15 protein-coding genes are annotated in these 15,384 nt (G+C 39.1%); 10 read left to right on the forward strand and 5 right to left on the reverse strand.

The window, feature by feature from the left end; all coding sequences use genetic code 11:
• Positions 1–386: 386 nt before the first annotated feature.
• The 3 genes from dsbA to M1F25_RS20435 are packed head-to-tail and all read right to left on the reverse strand — an operon-like array spanning position 387 to position 2,312.
• Entirely contained in the window at positions 387–1,007 is a 621-nt protein-coding gene (gene dsbA, locus M1F25_RS20425) for a thiol:disulfide interchange protein DsbA (protein ID WP_004262579.1), read from the reverse strand.
• 33 nt (positions 1,008–1,040) lie between these two features.
• Positions 1,041–2,036 carry a serine/threonine protein kinase gene (locus M1F25_RS20430; protein ID WP_094960788.1) on the reverse strand — a complete coding sequence of 332 codons (996 nt, stop codon included), beginning with the start codon at positions 2,034–2,036 and terminating at the stop codon, positions 1,041–1,043.
• A gap of 6 nt (positions 2,037–2,042) precedes the next feature.
• Positions 2,043–2,312, reverse strand: a complete 270-nt coding sequence (locus tag M1F25_RS20435) for a YihD family protein (protein ID WP_004262581.1) — start codon at positions 2,310–2,312, stop codon at positions 2,043–2,045.
• Positions 2,313–2,528: 216 nt separating this feature from the next.
• Between M1F25_RS20435 and mobA the strand changes: the two genes are divergently transcribed.
• From mobA to M1F25_RS20475, 8 genes are all read left to right on the forward strand, one after another.
• Positions 2,529–3,122 carry a molybdenum cofactor guanylyltransferase MobA gene (mobA, locus tag M1F25_RS20440; protein WP_164454874.1) on the forward strand — a complete coding sequence of 198 codons (594 nt, stop codon included), beginning with the start codon at positions 2,529–2,531 and terminating at the stop codon, positions 3,120–3,122.
• Positions 3,119–3,655, forward strand: coding sequence for a molybdopterin-guanine dinucleotide biosynthesis protein MobB (mobB, locus tag M1F25_RS20445; protein ID WP_181488847.1), 537 nt, complete (start codon positions 3,119–3,121; stop codon positions 3,653–3,655). Before mobA ends, mobB begins: the two co-directional genes overlap by 4 nt.
• A gap of 224 nt (positions 3,656–3,879) precedes the next feature.
• Entirely contained in the window at positions 3,880–4,722 is an 843-nt protein-coding gene (licT, locus tag M1F25_RS20450; protein WP_094960791.1) for a BglG family transcription antiterminator LicT, read from the forward strand.
• Between the two features lie 190 nt (positions 4,723–4,912).
• A complete protein-coding gene (gene bglF, locus M1F25_RS20455; protein WP_181488849.1) occupies positions 4,913–6,805 on the forward strand; it encodes a PTS beta-glucoside transporter subunit IIABC in 1,893 nt (630 codons plus the stop codon).
• A gap of 10 nt (positions 6,806–6,815) precedes the next feature.
• Positions 6,816–8,210 carry a glycoside hydrolase family 1 protein gene (locus M1F25_RS20460; protein ID WP_112307788.1) on the forward strand — a complete coding sequence of 465 codons (1,395 nt, stop codon included), beginning with the start codon at positions 6,816–6,818 and terminating at the stop codon, positions 8,208–8,210.
• 137 nt (positions 8,211–8,347) lie between these two features.
• Positions 8,348–9,652, forward strand: coding sequence for a carbohydrate porin (locus tag M1F25_RS20465; protein WP_112307789.1), 1,305 nt, complete (start codon positions 8,348–8,350; stop codon positions 9,650–9,652).
• A 158-nt stretch (positions 9,653–9,810) separates the two neighbouring features.
• Complete coding sequence (locus M1F25_RS20470; RefSeq protein WP_112307790.1) at positions 9,811–10,509, forward strand: helix-turn-helix transcriptional regulator; 699 nt, start codon at positions 9,811–9,813, stop codon at positions 10,507–10,509.
• A gap of 49 nt (positions 10,510–10,558) precedes the next feature.
• Positions 10,559–11,158, forward strand: a complete 600-nt coding sequence (locus M1F25_RS20475) for a glutathione S-transferase family protein (RefSeq protein ID WP_004262587.1) — start codon at positions 10,559–10,561, stop codon at positions 11,156–11,158.
• A gap of 56 nt (positions 11,159–11,214) precedes the next feature.
• Here M1F25_RS20475 and gorA read toward each other — a convergent pair whose 3' ends face one another.
• Together gorA and M1F25_RS20485 are read right to left on the reverse strand one after the other, a co-directional pair.
• Positions 11,215–12,567, reverse strand: coding sequence for a glutathione-disulfide reductase (gene gorA / locus M1F25_RS20480; protein WP_036958623.1), 1,353 nt, complete (start codon positions 12,565–12,567; stop codon positions 11,215–11,217).
• Between the two features lie 138 nt (positions 12,568–12,705).
• A complete protein-coding gene (locus tag M1F25_RS20485) occupies positions 12,706–13,548 on the reverse strand; it encodes a 23S rRNA (adenine(2030)-N(6))-methyltransferase RlmJ (RefSeq protein ID WP_004262593.1) in 843 nt (280 codons plus the stop codon).
• A 233-nt stretch (positions 13,549–13,781) separates the two neighbouring features.
• Here M1F25_RS20485 and M1F25_RS20490 point away from each other — a divergent pair, with 233 nt between their 5' ends.
• Together M1F25_RS20490 and yhjD are read left to right on the forward strand one after the other, a co-directional pair.
• Positions 13,782–14,186: a DUF1090 domain-containing protein gene (locus M1F25_RS20490; protein ID WP_036958592.1), complete on the forward strand. Its 405-nt coding sequence runs from the start codon at positions 13,782–13,784 to the stop codon at positions 14,184–14,186.
• 204 nt (positions 14,187–14,390) lie between these two features.
• On the forward strand, positions 14,391–15,383 hold the full coding sequence (gene yhjD, locus M1F25_RS20495; RefSeq protein ID WP_112307791.1) for an inner membrane protein YhjD: 993 nt from the start codon (positions 14,391–14,393) through the stop codon (positions 15,381–15,383).
• The last annotated feature ends 1 nt before the right edge of the window (position 15,384 follow it).

Consider the following 15,384-nt stretch of genomic DNA (forward strand, 5'->3'; position numbering starts at 1 on the left):
ATCTTTTTAGTCAGGAACGAATACCAATAGGATGCCATAATGTGGCCTCAGATACATCCCAAGTTTTATATTCCGCTTAGTTAGATAATTAAAAACACACCAAATCATCCACTATTATAAGTACACCATTAATTACAGTTAGTTGAAATTAATCACGCCGATTAACTAAGTATCTGATTGACATCCTGTGGATAAGCTTGTGTGTAAATTTGTGTTACTCAGTAAATTCAACAAGTAATATGGCTGTTAACAATATAAACAGAAAAGTAAAATCAAAGAGTTAGCGCATAATTGAATGGGTTTAATACAGGTGAGAGAAAGTCTTTGAATTGTGGATATTAATAGAAAAAAGAGACGATGGCGAGTATACCACCGTCTATTTACGATTATTTTTTATTTACTAAGAAGTTCACAACATTAGAGAACTCTTTGCCGTAGTCCGCTGCGTTATCAACTGAGATGCCGTTATTACGAACTTGGTATTTACCATCAACAAATAATGCAGGAACACCGCGTAGTTTTAAGTCTTGCGCTGCATTTTGCTGTTTCGCAACGATAGATTTCACAACGAAGCTGTTTAAAGCTGCATCATACTCTTCACCAGAAATACCTGCTTTGATAAAGGCATTACGGATATCTGCTTTACTGTTGATAGTTTGCGTTTTTTGGATACCTTCAAACAGGATAGGTGTGACTTTGTCTTCTGCTTTCAAGACAATCGCAACGGCCCAAGCTTGAGTTAAATCGGCACCTAAAGGACCAAGAAAATCAACGTGATAACGCTCCATTTTCACGCCTTCTGGTAAGTTTTTCTCTACCGTTTGAGGCACTTTATACACGCTCTCAAATTGATAGCAGTGTGGGCAATAAAACGAGAAGAACTCCAGAACTTGAGGTAAATTTGGTACAGCTTTAACATCAGTATACTCTTTACCTTCCGTGTAGTTTGCCGCTGCAGCACTAAAAGACATGGCAATACCAAGCAAAGCCAACATAATTTTTTTCATAGACTACATTCTCCAAAAACAAAAACTTAAAAGTTAAAACTGAGGGGTTAACTGCAAAGGGGCGTCTTGCAACCGTTCAATCTGTTGATTAAATTCGAGCGATTGTTTTTGCCAAAAATCATCAGCTTGTAGCCATGAAAATGTTCGAGGAAACGCAGGGTCTTGCCAACGGCGGATAATCCACCCGAGATAATGTACCATACGCATTGCTCTAAGAGGTTCAATAAGCTTCAGCTGTTTTACATCAAAATCACAAAACTCATTATACGTTTCTAATAACGTATCCAATTGAATGACTTGTTCTTGGCGAGAGCCATTAAGTAGCATCCAGAGGTCTTGAATTGCAGGCCCATTTCGGGCGTCATCAAAATCCACCAGCCAAGCTTCATCGCGCCACAGAATATTGCCTGGGTGGCAATCACCTTGTAGGCGAATAGATGAAATAGAGTCAGGCCATTGTAATTTTACTTGTGCAATCAATGCATCTAAAGACTCTATAAATTGAGCTTTATAGCGTTCTGCAATCAAAGGGCTTGAAGCTATCACTTGGCGAGGTTGTGCCAAATATTCATCAAGACCCATTGTCGGACGAAATGCAAAATTTTTACGCTGGCCAATTTGGTGTATACGTCCTAGCAAATGGCCTACACTTTCTAATTGAAACAAGTTATCTGTTTCATATTGTCTGCCACCGATACTCGGAAAAATTGCAAATATAAACCCACCAAACTCCAATACCGTTTGCCCAGCAAACTCAAGAGGCGCTGCGACAGACAGCCCTTCATCTCGAAGCTCTAAAGTGAAATCGTGCTCTTCTTGAATTTGTGAACGGTTCCAACGCTCAGGACGATAAAATTTAACCACATAGCGTTGCCGATTTTCGTCTTGGAATTGATAAACCCGATTTTCGTAGCTATTTAATTCAAGCAGACCTGATTCGGGGTAAACCCCGACTTCCATTAAGGCGTCTAAAATTAAGTCAGGGGAGATTCCACTAAAATGGAAATTCGAATGTTCTATTTCGTCCATCGCGTTTTAGTCTTTAATAATGCCACGGGCACGCAAAATAGCGGTTTTAAAGTCATCTTCATAATCTTTTTTTAAACCCGGGATCGCTTCATTGCTATCCGAACCACGCATTTTTAAATGATAAATTAGCACATCATCTGTTAACTCAGATAAACTGCCTTTAAAACCTGCTTCATCAGCCAGTTTTTGCAATAATTCTACCAAGTTTAAATCTGAATTATCTTTCCAGACAGGATGCAGAAGCTCAATAACTTCATTTAAGCGATGGCATTTCATGTTTATTCCTTTATCACGAATATTCGATACAAGTTACCAATAATCATACAAGAGAAAAAGCGAACTGTTGTCAATCTACGTAAAGTTTAACTGCAATACGCACGAATATTCATTGATTTTATAGCAAAATAGAATAAATTTTAGTAATTACTATACTCGAAAGTGTTTTCTAGGAATGTTGAAACATTTTCTTGAAGATATTCAAGGATATTGAACATGTCATTTCGTCAGTTAATAACTGGTGTGATACTTGCTGGTGGCCGAGGCTCTCGAATGGGTGGTCAAGATAAGGGATTGGTACTTTTATCAGGAAAGCCGCTCTATCAACATATTTTAGCACGCTTACAACCCCAAGTTGGCGAAGTACTCATCAATGCAAACCGTAATCAACCGCGTTACAGTGAAAGCCAATTGACGGTTATCTCTGATTTAAATAACCATTTTTCTGGCCCATTAGCAGGAATGCAAGCGGCTTTACACCATGCCAAAACAGATTGGTTACTGTTTGTGCCTTGCGATGTTCCTGCTTTCCCTCTCAATTTAGCGGAAAAAATGTTCAATGAGAAAGAAAAACATTTAGCCTGCTACGCTTGTGATACAGAACGAGAGCACCCGACGTTTGCTTTATTGCATCGCTCACTAAAAGCTCAACTTGATGATTACCTTGCAAGAGGTGACCGTAAATTAATGCTCTTTATGCATGAAATTAATGCAAAAAGTGTTATTTTCTCACCCGAATCGGGTTCATTTGCGAATCTTAATACACTGGAAGATAGCCGTAACTGGGAGTTACAACAAAAAGAATCATGAAGCAAAATACTCTACCCCTACTTGGAATTACCGCTTATAGCGGCACAGGAAAAACGACTCTATTAAAAAAAGTTATCCCTCTGCTTAAGCTGCGTAACGTTCGCGTTGGTTTAATTAAGCACACTCACCATGACATGGAAGTGGATAAACCGGGCAAAGACAGTTTTGAATTACGTAAAGCTGGCGCAAACCAAACGCTTGTTGCCAGTGCAAAGCGCTGGGCGCTGATGACCGAAACCCCCGAAGCTAATGAAATGGATCTACACTATTTAGCCAGTCGTTTCGATCACACAACATTAGATCTGATTTTAGTTGAGGGCTTTAAGCACGAACCGATCGATAAAATCGCCTTGTTTCGCTCTGAAGTGGGCAAACCTCTCAACGGTTTGATAGATAACTATGTGGTGGCTGTTGCCAGTGATGAAATCATTGATACCAACGTGCCGCAGTTAGATATCAATAACCCAGAGCAAATCGCAGATTACATTGTGTCTTGGTGGCAAAAAAGTGTCTTGGTGGCAAAAAACAATTAAATAAGCACGATACCGTCATTAGCCATGCAAAAAAGAGATTGGCTGAATTGAGCGTGTGAGTTCACATTTTCATACTTTGCTGTTTGAATAACCCAAAAAGTTTAATTACAGTATTTGAAAATTAAGTTACTGGATTGTTACTGTGCTTATCACACAGGCAAAACCTGATTAGTCAATGAATTATCATTGTGCTATCAGGTTTTTTTCGTTTTAGGGGAAACAAAATGCAGATCGCAAAAATTTTAAACAACAATGTGGTCGTTGCCCTAAATGAACAACAGCAAGAAATTGTCGTTATGGGGCGTGGGCTCGCCTTTCAAATGAAAGTTAATGACTTTGTCGATTCTAAAAAAATAGAAAAAGTCTTTGAGTTACGTAGCCATGAATTAACAAGCCGATTAAGTGAACTGTTAAGCCAAATACCAATTTCTATTATGAAAGTCTGTGACAAAATAATTGAAAATGCGAAAAGTAAACTTGGCAACCTACATGAAAGCTTATATATCGTTTTAACTGATCACTGTAATTATGCAATTGAAAGACAGCAAAAAGGCCTAGCTATCACTAATACCATGTTATGGGAAATTCAACGACTTTACCCAAAAGAGTACCAGTTGGGGCTAGAGTCATTGGCATTGATTAAACAAGATTTAGAGATTGAGTTACCCATCGATGAAGCTGGCTTTATCGCGTTACATTTCGTCAATGCTCAGTTGACGGGTGAGATGCCAATTGTCATGGAAACGATGGCGATAATGAATGAAATCATGAACATCGTAAAATATCATCTACAAATTGAATATCATGAGGACACACTAAGTTATCAGCGGTTTGTAACTCATTTAAAGTTTTTTACCCATCGTATGATGAGTGATGAGCCAGTTCCTAATGACGATATTGCGATGCATCTTGTCATCAAAGAAAATTATTCAATTTCTTGGAAATGTGCTGAAAAGGTCAGTACTTATTTATCCAAGAAATACCAACGCGACTTAACAGATGAAGAACGCATGTATTTAACCATTCATATAGAGCGTATTAGGAAAGAAAAATCGTCACATAAGTGACGCAAAGTAAGCCGAAAAACTATTTATTGATACAAACTGATAAAAACCGATGGATTGCTACTGCCCGTTGGCAGGCAAAACCTGATTTTCACTACTAGCCTTATTCGTGCTGGTGGTGAGTCAGGTTTTTTTTTGCTTATTTATCAATAGTAACTTGGCTTCTATTGTTCAGGTAATAAAGGAAATCAATATGAAATATCAAGCTTTGGCGGAGCAAATTATCGAAAACGTTGGAGGAAAAGATAACGTTGTCGATTTAATACATTGCGCGACACGCCTACGCTTTAAACTGAAAGAAAGTAAAAAAGCCAATGCAGAGCAATTAAAACAAAGTCCAGAGGTTATTACCGTAGTTGAAAGCGGCGGTCAATTTCAAGTCGTCATCGGTAACCACGTTAACGAAGTTTTTAACGCAGTTAATCAGTTAATTGATACAACTTCAAACTCAATAAATCAGCCCAAAAAAACGGGAAAAAAAGTGGTAAAACAAGATAAAGAAAGCCTACTAGGCTACTTTATTGATATTGTCTCCAGCATCTTTACGCCTATTTTAGGCATCATGGCTGCTTCAGGTATTTTAAAAGGGTTACTTTCATTAGCAGACGCATTAGGTTGGCTATCCACAAGCAGTGGCACTTATCAAATCTGGTTTGCAGCAAGTGACTCTTTATTCTATTTTTTCCCACTGGTACTCGGTTACACCGCAGGGAAAAAATTTGGTGGAAGCCCATTTGTTACCATGACGATTGGTGGTGCACTCATTCACCCAATGATGATTACCGCTTTTCAGCAAAGTCTCGTTGCGGGTTCTACACCTGAATATTTTTTGGGGATCCCAGTCACCTTTATTAACTATGCAGCATCTGTCATTCCGATTATTTTTGCCTCTTGGTTAAGCTGCCTGCTTGAAAAGCGACTAAACCAAATTTTACCTTCTGCAATGAAGAATTTTATTACACCTTTCTTGTGCTTACTCATTATTGTCCCTCTGACCTTTCTTGTTATTGGGCCTTTAGCAACTTGGATAAGCATGTTAATTGCGGAGAGTTTCCAAGCTATTTACAACTTTGCCCCAGTTATCGCAGGTGCTTTCATGGGTGCTGTTTGGCAAATATGCGTTATTTTCGGTTTACATTGGGGAATTGTCCCTATTGGTATTAATAACTTAAGTGCCCTAGGCCATGATGCGCTTTTCCCCCTATTACTTCCCGCTGTAGCAGGGCAAATTGGCGCCACTTTAGGTGTTCTATTAGCAACAAAAAATGCAAAAATGAAAATTATGGCTGGCTCTTCTGTTACTGCTGGCTTATTTGGTATTACTGAGCCTGCTGTCTACGGTGTGACTCTTCCTTTGCGCCGACCTTTTATTTTTGGCTGTATTGGTGGTGGTGTTGGTGGCGCAATTGTTGGCTATAGCCAAACTCTGACATTCTCATTTGGGTTAATTAATATTTTCACTTTTGCACAAATCATCCCGGAACATGGTGTTGATAATACTGTTTGGGGAGCCATTATTGGTACAACGCTCTCTTTCTTATTTGCCACTATCGCAACCCGTTTCTTTGGTATTAAAAGGGAAGCGATATCCCCTGAAATATCGGTTAAAACTGAGATTACGTCGCCCCCCAATGACGTTCTTGCACCATTGGGCGGTGCAGCTATCCCATTAAAAGATACTCCAGATGAAACTTTTGCAAGTGGTTTACTTGGACAAGGTGCTGCCATTATTCCAAATACTGGGAAAGTCTATGCGCCATTCGATGGTGAAGTGAGCTCATTATTTAAAACTGGCCATGCATTAGGGTTATTAAGCCAAAGCGGTATTGAACTACTCATCCATGTGGGGATCGATACCGTGAAATTAGATGGGCTTCATTTTTCACCTCAAATTAAACAAGGTGATGCATTCAAAGCAGGTGATTTATTACTGACATTTGACCGAGAAAAAATTCTCGAGGCAGGATATGACTTAACAACCCCTGTTATTGTAAGCAACAGTGATGATTATGCGTCGATCGAATTCGTCGAGCTCAATAAATCAATTCAAAGCTGTCAGAAATTTATCACCGTTAACCACAAATAAGGAGCTAAGCATGATTAAATTTCCAAATTCATTTTTATGGGGTGGCGCAATCGCAGCCAATCAAGCTGAAGGTGCTTATTTAACTGCGGGTAAAGGGCTCAGCACATCCGATGTTCAACCTCATGGCATATTTGGTTCATTAATTGAAAGAACACAAAATGAGAGTTTTATTAAAGATATTGCCATCGATTTTTATCACCAATATAAAACCGATATCGCACTTTTCGCTGAAATGGGTTTCACCTGCTTACGAACCTCGATTGCATGGAGCCGTATATTTCCACTTGGTGACGAATTAACGGCCAATGAAGAAGGCCTCGCTTTTTATGATAATTTATTTGATGAAATGGCAAAGCATAACATTCAACCTGTCATTACATTATCCCATTATGAAATGCCCTATCACCTAGTGACACAATATGGCGGTTGGGGAAATCGTAAAACGATTGAGTTTTTCGAACGTTATGCACGTACCGTCTTTGAACGTTATAAAAATAAGGTCAAACTATGGCTGACGTTCAATGAGATTAATATGTCACTACATGCACCAATGACTGGTGTGGGCCTACCTGAAAATAGTTCTCCTTCTGAGGTTTACCAAGCGATTCACCACCAACTTGTCGCCAGCGCTAGAGTCACTAAAGCCTGCCATAGCATTATCCCTGATGCTAAAATCGGTAACATGTTATTAGGAGGTCTCGTTTATCCATTAACTTGTAAGCCTGATGATGTATGGGAAGCCATGATAGAAAATCGCAAATGGCTATTTTTTGGTGATGTACAATGCAGAGGCCAATACCCAGGTTATATGCTACGCTATTTTAGAGATAACCAAGTTAATATTACAATAACAGAAGAAGATAAACGTGACTTACAAAATACAGTGGACTTTATCTCATTCAGTTATTATATGACAGGTTGTATTACCGCAGATAAAGATGAATATGAGAAAAAACGCGGAAATATCCTTAGTATGGTCCCAAATCCTTATTTAGAAAGCTCAGAATGGGGATGGCAAATAGATCCAAAAGGAATTAGAACGCTATTAAATTTATTATGGGATCGATATCAAAAACCATTATTTATTGTTGAAAATGGACTAGGCGCTATTGATGAAATAACGCCTGAGGGAGAAATTATTGATGATTATCGTATTCAATATATCAACGACCATTTAGTTCAAATCCATGAGGCTATTCAAGATGGTGTTAATATTATGGGTTATACCAGCTGGGGGCCTATAGATATTGTCAGTGCATCCAATGCAGAGATGTCAAAACGTTATGGATTTATCTATGTTGACCGTGATAACCAAGGTAACGGCTCTCTCGAAAGAAAACGTAAAAAAAGCTTCTATTGGTACCAAAGTATTATCAAGAGCCAAGGAGAGTTATTAAATCAATAGAATAAATATCTAAATATAATAAAACTATCTCGGGATAATTATTTATCTCGAGATTCCTTATATTAAAAATAACACCGCATGAGCCCATTCTCTATTATTGGGTTAAAGCAAACCATTGCTAATAGGTTATCTCCGACATGAATAAAAAATTATTATTCTCTTTGTTGTTTTTAACATTGCCTGCTATTGCTAATGAACAACAATGGAATGGAACTGTTTTAGGCTTTGAGCCCGCTCCTAAAGGAATATTTGGTGATATGTTGGGCATACGTCCTATATTATCTGACCACGGCTTTTCATTTCACAGTAATTATTTGAGCCAAGTCGCCTATAATGCAGGGGGCGGTTATAATAATGACAAACATACTGCTTATATAGACCAATTTGCTTTCACATTCACACAAGATCTTGAACGTTGGACAGGAATTCCCGATGCTCGTATTGAAGGAAACATTGTCAATCGTAACCATGAAGACAACCTGACAGTCAAGCGCCTGCAAGACCCTCGAGTACCTAATAATGACCTTGCACAAGAAAGCTATGGAGGTGGCTCCGTAACGCGGTTAGGTTGGCTTACTTTTGCTCGCAGTTTTGATGACCGCCGACTAACTTGGCGTATTGGGATGATGAACAAAGTACAAGAATTCGACCAAATTATCCCTTGTGATTTCCAACTACTCAGCCAATGTGGCGGAAAATCAGCTAATGCCCTGATATGGAGCAACTGGAATATTCATTCTTGGGGAACGACTGTTAGCTATAAGATTACCCCTGAAATTACCATCAAAACAGGGATTATGGAGCAGAATCCTCAAGCGACGGATAGAAGCCATGCGTGGAGTTGGTCAACCAAAGGTAGTAAAGGTATTTTATTACCCTTAGAAGTTGAAAATCGCACTTTCGTCAATGGGTTGCCTGGCGCTTATAACTTAGGGTTATTATATACCAATGCCAAACAGCATGACCTGTATAAAGATAAAAGCTATAACAACACATGGTTTGTCTATGGTGGAATGAACCAACAATTAACTCGCCATCAAGATGATGAAAATCGAGGTTTAAGTTTGTCAGTCAGTGGCAGTTATCATGATGAACGCAGTAATTTCATGAATTATGTTGTTTCAAGCTCCCTTCGCTACCGCGGTGCATTTGATGCAAGGCCTGAAGATTGGATTGGTCTCGGTGTCTCATATATTGAGCTCAGCGACCACTTTGCGAAAAACCAAAAAATACAAAATGAGCAGCTAGGGATCACCGATTATAATGACCCGTTATATCACCCTATTACTTCAAACGCGTTAAATGCAGAACTATATTATCGCTTTAAACCTGTTCACTGGCTGGAACTCCAACCAAGTATGCAATATTGGCATCAACCAGGCGGCGTCCAGAAAACATCAGATGCATGGGTCCTAGGGTTAAAAACTATTTTAACGTTTTAAATGATATTACCGTGTATTTATCGGTATTGATAAAGGGAACTTTCCACTCCCTTTATCACCAATTTACATATAAATTAGCATTCAGCTCATTATTTTTTTACTATAGCTAAATTAGCTTTGCTGTTTTTCTCACTCAATAACATTAAGCAGACAACTTCATGACCCGCACCCAGCGTCTACTCACCCTATTGCAGATACTCAAAGAAAATCGCTATCCTATTACGGCTGAAGCACTTTCATCACAACTTCAAGTCAGCGTGCGTTCTATCTATCGAGATATTGAATCCCTGCGTGATCAAGGTGCTGAAATTATCGGGGAAGCAGGTATTGGTTACCAATTAAAAACGGGACTATTACTACCGCCTTTAGCTTTCGATGAAAATGAACTTGAAGCCTTAATATTAGGTTTACGTTGGGTAAAAAGTAACGCAGACACTGAACTAAAAAACTCAGCAATACGGGCGATAAGCAAAATTAATGCTGTAGCTGCAGGTCATTCACAGAAAATCCTAAATCAAAATACCTTATTTGCCCCCACCACACATTTCTATGAAATTAATGACGTCATTGTTAAAGACTTACGTTTAAGTTTACGAGAAGAATGCAAAGCCAAAATGACTTACCTTGATGGGCAAAATCAACCTAGTGAACGAATTATTTGGCCAATTGCCATTGGTTATATGAAAGATTCCCAAGTATTAGCCGCTTGGTGTGAATTACGTGAAAGTTACCGCCATTTTCGTTTAGACCGCATTCAGTCTTATCATGCACTTTCAGATAAACTACCTTACCCCAAAAATTACCTACTAGAGCGCTGGCAAAAAGAAGTATTGTGCGTCTCTCCTGACAATTTCTGACACTCCGCTCCCTTATAGTAAGCACTCAACTTCATATAAGGAAATCACCATGAGCGAACTGGTTCTTTTTACTAATTCAATGTCACGTGGCAACACGGTCGACCTACTATTAAAAATTTTAGATGTTCCTTACAAGCGTATTGAATTAGGTTATGGTGCAGATATGCATACGGCGGAATATCTTGCAATTAATCCGATGGCGAAAGTTCCCGCACTTGTTGATGGTGATGCCGTCGTCACTGAAACCGCTGCAATTTGCTTGTATTTAGCGGATAAATTTATTGAAAAAGGTTTAGCACCAGCTTTGAATGACCCTAAACGTGCAGATTACTACCGTTGGTTCTTATTTACTGCTGGCCCAATTGAATCTGCCTTCACTATCAATAATTTAGGCATTCAATTAGATGAAGAACAGCAAAAATCTTCTGGCTTTGGTTCTGTCGAACGCACAATGGCCTGTTTAGAAATCGGTTTAAACAATGCTAAACCGTTTATTTGTGGCGAGCAATTTACTGCTGTTGATGTGTATGTCGGTGCATTTGTGATGTTTTTAGTTAAATACCAAATCATGGAAACCACCCCTGCGATGCAAAAATACCTTGATAGCTTAGCGGCTATTCCTGCGATTGCAGAACTGTTGGCAAAATAATGCCAAAAAAAAGCTAAGCTCAAATGAACTTAGCTTTTAATTTAAATAACCAATACTTAACGCATGGTCACAAATTCTTCTGCCGCTGTTGGGTGAATAGCCACCGTATTATCAAAGTCTTTTTTGGTTGCACCCATTTTTAATGCAACCGCAAAGCCTTGTAAGATTTCATCCATACCAAAACCGATACCATGAATACCCACGATTTTTTCTTCTTCACCCACACAGACCAATTTCATACGGCAAGGCTGGCGATGCGAAGTGACGGCGGTATACATGGCTGTGAAAGATGACTTATAGCATTTAACTTTATCAGCACCATATTTTTCAATCGCTTCTGGTTCAGTTAAACCAACTGTACCAATTGGTGGGTGAGAGAACACCACAGTTGGGATATTACTGTAATCTAAGTGCTCATCCGGTTTATTATTAAATAAACGTTCAGATAAACGACGACCCGCAGCAACCGCAACAGGGGTTAACTCAACGGCGCCAGTATTATCACCAACCGCATAGACACCCGGTACATTGGTATTTTGGTATTTATCAACCTTGATATAACCTTTTTCATTCAGTGCGACGCCTGTGGCTTCAATATTCAGGTTATCTGTCATTGGTTCACGACCAATAGCCCAAATTAATGCATCGACGGTTTGTTCTTGGCCATTTTCCAATTTTAATGTCAGTGAACCATCTGCATTTTTCACGACTTCTTTTGGAATTGATTCCGTATGCAGTTTAGGGCCTTCCGTATTCATGACTTCCACTAATGTTTCGACAATCAGTGGGTCAAATGAACGTAACGGGGCATGTTTACGCACAAATAAATGCGCCTCTGCGCCTAAACCATTTAATACACCAGCAAGTTCAACGGCAATATAACCGGCACCCACAACCGCAACACGTTTTGGCAATGCTTCAAGTTCAAAGAAGCCATCAGAAGTCATGCCATATTCTGCACCTGGGATAGCAGGGATCACTGGACGCCCGCCAGTTGCAATCAAAATATGGTCTGCCGTGTAGGTTTCACCATTTACCTCAACAGTATGGGCATCAATAAAACGTGCAAAACCATTGATGACATCAACTTTATTATTCCCTAAGACACGGTCATAAGACTGGTGAATTCGGTCAATATAAGCAGTACGACTATCAATAAGTGTTTTCCAATCAAAACGATTAATTGTCGCATCAAAACCATAATCAGGACCATAATTGCGAATAGCTTCCGAGATTTGTGCCGCATGCCACATCACCTTTTTCGGTACGCAGCCCACGTTAACACAAGTCCCACCTAATGCTTTCGCCTCAATTAAGGCACATTTTTGCCCATACATTGCTGCACGGTTCATCGACGCAATACCACCGCTTCCGCCACCAATTGCGATATAGTCGTAATGTTTGCTCATAATTTGGTTATTCCCATTGATTGAATGATTTATGAATGCATTTTCTCGCATCATACTATTGATTGTCATGGCATAAATAGCGCTTTACGATAGATAACACCTGTTAATTTAATCGGTATTACCTATCAAAAATACAGTTTACTCTGGCACAATCCACTCAACTAACGTATGCCCAGTGCCTTCTGGGACGAGTGTTTTATGTAACCATGGCAGCACATTCTTCATTTGCTGCTCAAGTTTCCAAGGTGGGTTGATCACTATCATACCGGATGCCGTCATCCCACGTTGGTCGCTATCAGGACGTACCGCCAATTCAATTTGTAATATTTTACGAATGCCTGTTGCTTCTAATTGATTGACCATACGCTTAATTTGTTGACGTAATACAACAGGATACCAAATTGCATATGTTCCTGTTGCAAAGCGTTTATAGCCTTCCACCACCCCTTTCACGACCGCTTCATAATCCGTCTTCATCTCATAAGGAGGGTCCATCAGCGCAAAGCCACGTCGACTCTGTGGGGGTAGTTTCGATTTTAGCTGTTGATAGCCGTCTTCCTTGAAAACTTGCGCGCGGTTATCCCGTGAAAATTCTGTACGTAATAATGGATAATCGCTCGAATGTAGTTCAGTTAATACCAGCTTATCGTGTTCACGTAATAAATATTTTGCTAATAATGGTGAACCTGGGTAATAGCGTAAACGCCCATTATCATTCAATTGGCGCACAATATTCATATACGGCAATAATTCCTCAGGCAAATCAGGTTGCTCCCAAATACGCGCAATCCCTTCAAGATATTCACCTGTTTTTTCTGCATGTTCCCCCGTTAATTGATAACGGCCAGCACCTGAATGTGTATCTAAATACAGAAACGGTTTTTCTTTCTCTTTCAGAGATTCAATGATCAAGCTCTGTACTGTGTGTTTTAACACATCAGCATGGTTGCCTGCGTGAAAGCTGTGACGATAACTTAACATGTAACGTTTGTTTCCTGAGGAAATTCAATACTAGCCACTAAGATGACTATTATTAAATAGGTTCTTTAAAGATAGCCCTTTTGAACAAAAAATAGACCGGATTTATTCATCCGCGTCATTATAGCTAAAATTGACTACAAATGTCATAACCATAGCTGTGTTAAAATTCACATGACTGAAAAGAAATAAAACGCTATCCTAAACACAAATTTTAAAATAAACAGAGGTAAATGATGAATAAACTACTCCTTACAACTAGTATTTGTATTTCCTTTTTTGCTAGCGCATCAGTAATGGCAGCAAAAACACAAAATGGCTGCGAAATAAAGAAACAACGCATTCAAGAACAAATTGATTACGCAAAACAACATGGTAATCAGCATCGAGTTAAAGGCTTAGAAGAAGCATTAGATAATGTGAATCGTTATTGCACTCCAGAATCTTTATATCGTGATAGTCAAAAAGATGTAGCTGAGAAAACAGAAAAGGTGCAGGAACGCGAAGCTGAGCTGCAGGAAGAAAAATTAAAAGGCGATGACAGTAGTAAAATTAAAAAACGTGAAAGAAAACTCGCAGAAGCTCAAGCAGAATTAAAAGAAGCCCAAGCTGAACTGCAAGTTTATAAAGATGCGCTTTAATTTCTAACGCCCCTTTTCCTCTGATTAATTAACCAGTTGCTTTGACTTTAAACAAACGTTCCAATGACTATTTGTCTCTTAAAACAGTCATTGGGATGAAGTTATTGTCCAATTTAAGCTATAGTATTATGCATATCATTCATTTATAGGCATTAAATAGGTCGAAAAGTCAGACAACTTTTAGTTGCGGGAAAAGGGGATTAAATGTCGAATACGCAGGAAGAAGAACAGAAAGATACTAATAAACTGAAAGCGACACTGAATAAAAGTATTGATGGCAGTAAAAAAGCAGTGACCTTCTCAATGCGAGTTGTGAACTTTATTTGTGCAATTCCTTTTATTGCTCACATCATTCGTACCGTGCAACGTTTTAATGACCGAATGGGGAACCAGTTTGGGGCTGCAATTACCTATTTCTCCTTTCTCTCTTTAATTCCCGTTTTAATGTTTTCATTCGCCGCTGCCGGTTTTGTATTAGCCAGTAATCCTGAATTGCTTGAAAAATTAGTTCGTGGAATTTCTGCAAATATTACTGACCCTACGCTCGCAAATACATTAGAAAGAACAATAGACACCGCAATCCGCCAACGTACGACAGTTGGGCTGACAGGGTTGGCTTTAGCCGTGTACTCAGGGGTTAATTGGGTTAATAACTTACGTTTAGCTATTTTGGCACAATCACGTTCTGTATGGGAACGTAATGAAGATGAACATGAAAATATTATTTTCCGCTACATTCGCGACTTCTTTGCCTTAATTGGCCTACTTATTGCCTTAATTGTGACAATTACACTTACCTCTGTTGCTGGCTCTGCACAAGCAACGATTGTCAGTACGCTTGGGTTAGATGGTATAGAATGGCTTAAACCTGCTTGGACACTGATTGGTTTAACAATATCAATTATAGCTAATTTCCTACTATTTTTATGGATTTTTTGGATCCTACCGCGTATGCAGCATCGCCGCAGGTCACTATTTAAAGGAACATTACTTGCTGCTATTGGGTTTGAAATCATTAAATCCATTATGACATGGATTTTACCTAACCTTGCTTCGTCACCTTCTGGAGCGGCTTTTGGTTCAGTGCTTGGCCTAATGGCATTCTTTTACTTCTTTGCGCGTTTAACCTTATTTTGTGCAGCTTGGATAGCGACTGATGAGCCAAAAGGTTCATTGGATAACGAAATAATTAAATAAC

It is taken from the genome of Providencia sp. PROV109, assembly GCF_033681625.1.
GTDB lineage: Bacteria > Pseudomonadota > Gammaproteobacteria > Enterobacterales > Enterobacteriaceae > Providencia > Providencia hangzhouensis.

Excerpts from the sequence above, each read along its gene's own strand:
- mobB (WP_181488847.1), top strand. The coding sequence starts at position 3,119 with ATGAAGCAAAATACTCTACCCCTACTTGGAATTACCGCTTATAGCGGC.
- M1F25_RS20485 (WP_004262593.1), bottom strand. The coding sequence starts at position 13,548 with ATGTTAAGTTATCGTCACAGCTTTCACGCAGGCAACCATGCTGATGTG.
- bglF (WP_181488849.1), top strand. The coding sequence starts at position 4,913 with ATGAAATATCAAGCTTTGGCGGAGCAAATTATCGAAAACGTTGGAGGA.
- M1F25_RS20470 (WP_112307790.1), top strand. The coding sequence starts at position 9,811 with ATGACCCGCACCCAGCGTCTACTCACCCTATTGCAGATACTCAAAGAA.
- M1F25_RS20460 (WP_112307788.1), top strand. The coding sequence starts at position 6,816 with ATGATTAAATTTCCAAATTCATTTTTATGGGGTGGCGCAATCGCAGCC.
- M1F25_RS20435 (WP_004262581.1), bottom strand. The coding sequence starts at position 2,312 with ATGAAATGCCATCGCTTAAATGAAGTTATTGAGCTTCTGCATCCTGTC.
- gorA (WP_036958623.1), bottom strand. The coding sequence starts at position 12,567 with ATGAGCAAACATTACGACTATATCGCAATTGGTGGCGGAAGCGGTGGT.
- yhjD (WP_112307791.1), top strand. The coding sequence starts at position 14,391 with ATGTCGAATACGCAGGAAGAAGAACAGAAAGATACTAATAAACTGAAA.
- M1F25_RS20465 (WP_112307789.1), top strand. The coding sequence starts at position 8,348 with ATGAATAAAAAATTATTATTCTCTTTGTTGTTTTTAACATTGCCTGCT.
- dsbA (WP_004262579.1), bottom strand. The coding sequence starts at position 1,007 with ATGAAAAAAATTATGTTGGCTTTGCTTGGTATTGCCATGTCTTTTAGT.
- licT (WP_094960791.1), top strand. The coding sequence starts at position 3,880 with ATGCAGATCGCAAAAATTTTAAACAACAATGTGGTCGTTGCCCTAAAT.
- M1F25_RS20430 (WP_094960788.1), bottom strand. The coding sequence starts at position 2,036 with ATGGACGAAATAGAACATTCGAATTTCCATTTTAGTGGAATCTCCCCT.
- mobA (WP_164454874.1), top strand. The coding sequence starts at position 2,529 with ATGTCATTTCGTCAGTTAATAACTGGTGTGATACTTGCTGGTGGCCGA.
- M1F25_RS20490 (WP_036958592.1), top strand. The coding sequence starts at position 13,782 with ATGAATAAACTACTCCTTACAACTAGTATTTGTATTTCCTTTTTTGCT.
- M1F25_RS20475 (WP_004262587.1), top strand. The coding sequence starts at position 10,559 with ATGAGCGAACTGGTTCTTTTTACTAATTCAATGTCACGTGGCAACACG.